The organism is Mycobacterium sp., from assembly GCF_049673265.1.
Taxonomy (GTDB): domain Bacteria; phylum Actinomycetota; class Actinomycetes; order Mycobacteriales; family Mycobacteriaceae; genus Mycobacterium.
In genome coordinates, this window is sequence record NZ_JBATXN010000441.1 from 1 (window position 1) to 2577 (window position 2577).

Sequence of the window (2577 nt, forward strand, 5' to 3'; positions counted from 1 at the left end):
ACCGGTTCGTCAAGTTGCACCCACTCGGCGCCGTTGTCGGCCAGTAGCGAAAGCAGCTCGGAGTAAAGCGGAACCAGCTCGTCGAGCCGCTGCACTGGTGCGCCCGCGCCATCGACCGCCTTGCTCAGCAACAGGAAGGTGAGCGGCCCGATGATCACCGGACGCGCCGGAACCCCTTGATCCCGCGCCTCTTTGAGTTCAGCTAGCACCTTCTCGGGGTGCAGCGAGAACGTGGTGTCTGGCCCGATCTCCGGGACGATGTAATGGTAGTTGGTGTCGAACCACTTGGTCATTTCGAGCGGCGCGATGTCCTCGGTGCCGCGGGCGGCGGCGAAGTACCGGTCCAAGTCGTCGGAGACGCTGTACACCCGGGCGGGCAGCGCGCCCAGCAACACCGCGGTGTCAAGGATCTGGTCGTAGTAGGAGAAGGTGTTAACCGGCACCGAGTCCAAGCCTGCGGCGACCAGCTGCGACCAGGTGTCGCGGCGCAGCGTGGCGGCGACGTTCTCCAGCTCTGATCGGCTGGTCCGGCCCGCCCAGTAGCCCTCGGTGGCTCGCTTGAGTTCCCTTCGCGGGCCGATGCGCGGGGAGCCGGTAACGGTTGCGGTAAACGGTGTTGCGGTCACGATTCGTCCTTTAATCGACAGGGTGGTCACCGCCAGCGGACGCGAAGCCGATCCGGTTGCACTGTGCCGCCAGCACACTCCTGCAACCAGGACAGCCGTACGCCCATTCCACGAGGCGATGAGCCGCCAGGCCCGGCACGGCCGGCAGGTCTTCGGACTCGCAGGCACACACCCGTTAGGTGCTCCTACTGGCCGTCGCTTCCCGGTCGGGTGACCAGTGCTTGTTGACGGCGGTCGTTCCTGCATACCGCTGCGGGACAGTCCCGGACTTTCACCAGGTTCCCTTTCCGACTGCACATCTAACCTAGTAGAAGCGTTTTCGGGGTCGAACACAGGGGCTAATTAGGGCCCCGTGAGCACATTTTGAGCACTGGTTACAGACACTTCGCCGCGAACACATCTTCGAGTTTGTCGGCAACCGCGTCCTGGTCGGAATCGAACAAATCGTCGTACACGTCCAAGGTCATCGCGGCGCTTGCGTGACCCAGCATCCGCTGCACCACCTTGACGTTCGCCCCCGCGCTGATCGCCAGCGAGGCCGCCGTGTGGCGCAAGTCGTGAGCGGTGATACGCGGGAAGGTGGGCGTGGTCGGTTCGTCGCCGGTCTTGTTTTCCTTGGCTCGCGCTTCATCGTCAACACAACTGTTGCGGGTATCGATGCGGCCTATTGCACGATCGGCACAGCCACAAGCACCGGCATGGGCGATATACATCCTGTTAGCTCGACCGCTCGCCTATTGGTTTCCGGTCAGATGGGCGCGAGCTTATATCTGCTCGTTGTGGCCGTCACCACGGCGGTGCGCCGAGTTTCATGCCTGACACACGCGGTAACTGACCGTTTCTTTCCACACACGGGTCGCGCTACTCTGCCCCGACTGGCGAAGCGTAAGGCTCATGTCCCAAGGCCGAAAAGTGTTCCTACAGTGGGGATAAGAAGGCCCCAAATCGCCCACGTTAAGTCGAGAACCTGCGCCCGATTGATCTTGCTGTCGAGTTCCTCGATCTGAGACTTACTTCGCGGAAGTCGGACTCACCGGGCCGTTCTGGGACGGCGCGACAACGCGGGCCGCGAGCTGACGGCCCGGGCCTGAATCAGTTATCCGTTTTCGCGCGATGGGCGGTGTCGATAAGCTGAAGTATGCCTTCGGAAGGTGCGCTGACGTCGAGGGTCGCGGCGTTCATGATCATCCTGCTGACAACGGTGGGCTGTGGTGCGCTGCCCTCGAAAACTGTTGGACACCCGGCGGGTACGAGCCGCAGCCAAACGTCAGCTCCGGAATCAGCGCTGCCCAAGATGGAAGGTTCCTACAAGGTCGTCGCAGGTCCCCCGGGCACGTTGCCCGTCACTTGGGTTTTCACTCCGTGCGGTGATGGCTGCGCCGAGGTCGAGATAGGCGGGGAAGGGTCGAACCAGCGGGCAACAGCTCGCTACATCAATATTCAGTGGACGATCGACGTACACACCACCGGGGCGCTGCAGTGCGGCGATGGAACTCATGTTCCCGGAACCGCGCACTACAGCTGGAATCCCGACACTCTCGAGGGTCGCTACTGGTCAACCGCGGACAGCAGTCGTCCATGTGGGTATGAACAATCGCTCGACACATATCCCGTGGCGCTGACCCTGACCAAGGTCGGCGCTTAACGGCCTAACTGCCGCAGTCCGAGCAGGTGCCGTACTCAATGGCGTGGCTCACATCGGAATAGCCTCGCCCGCTGCAGGCAAGATTGGTGTCAGCCAGTTAAGTCGGTTTGAAATGCTCTGCAGCACACGGGATTAAAGCTCACTTATCGCAGCGCCACGTCAGGTGGCGATCCTGACAAGAGCACACCGCAGTTCCAACCAGGACGTGTCGCGGCGTAATCGGGTGCCCGTTCCAGCATCGCTGCGGTGGCTGCACCATCCATTGGCCGGTGGCGCTCAGGATCAGGTCGCCGACCTCGGCCAGCA

At 62.3% G+C, this 2577-nt stretch carries 3 protein-coding genes, 1 pseudogene and 1 riboswitch; of the genes and pseudogenes, 2 read left to right on the top strand and 2 right to left on the bottom strand.

Annotated elements, in window-relative coordinates; genetic code table 11:
• Window positions 1–626, bottom strand: a pseudogene (locus WBF82_RS15395) (5-methyltetrahydropteroyltriglutamate--homocysteine methyltransferase); the annotation flags it as partial.
• 126 nt (window positions 627–752) lie between these two features.
• A riboswitch (cobalamin riboswitch) is annotated at window positions 753–950 on the bottom strand.
• Between the two features lie 50 nt (window positions 951–1000).
• Window positions 1001–1339 (bottom strand): tyrosine-type recombinase/integrase, encoded by a 339-nt coding sequence (locus WBF82_RS15400; RefSeq protein ID WP_424383857.1) that lies wholly within the window; start codon window positions 1337–1339, stop codon window positions 1001–1003.
• Here WBF82_RS15400 and WBF82_RS15405 point away from each other — a divergent pair.
• Entirely contained in the window at window positions 1325–1633 is a 309-nt protein-coding gene (locus WBF82_RS15405; RefSeq protein ID WP_424383858.1) for a hypothetical protein, read from the top strand. The two genes, WBF82_RS15400 and WBF82_RS15405, sit on opposite strands and share 15 nt — an antisense overlap.
• A 131-nt stretch (window positions 1634–1764) precedes the next feature.
• Window positions 1765–2271 (top strand): hypothetical protein, encoded by a 507-nt coding sequence (locus tag WBF82_RS15410; RefSeq protein WP_424383859.1) that lies wholly within the window; start codon window positions 1765–1767, stop codon window positions 2269–2271.
• Window positions 2272–2577: the final 306 nt, after the last annotated feature.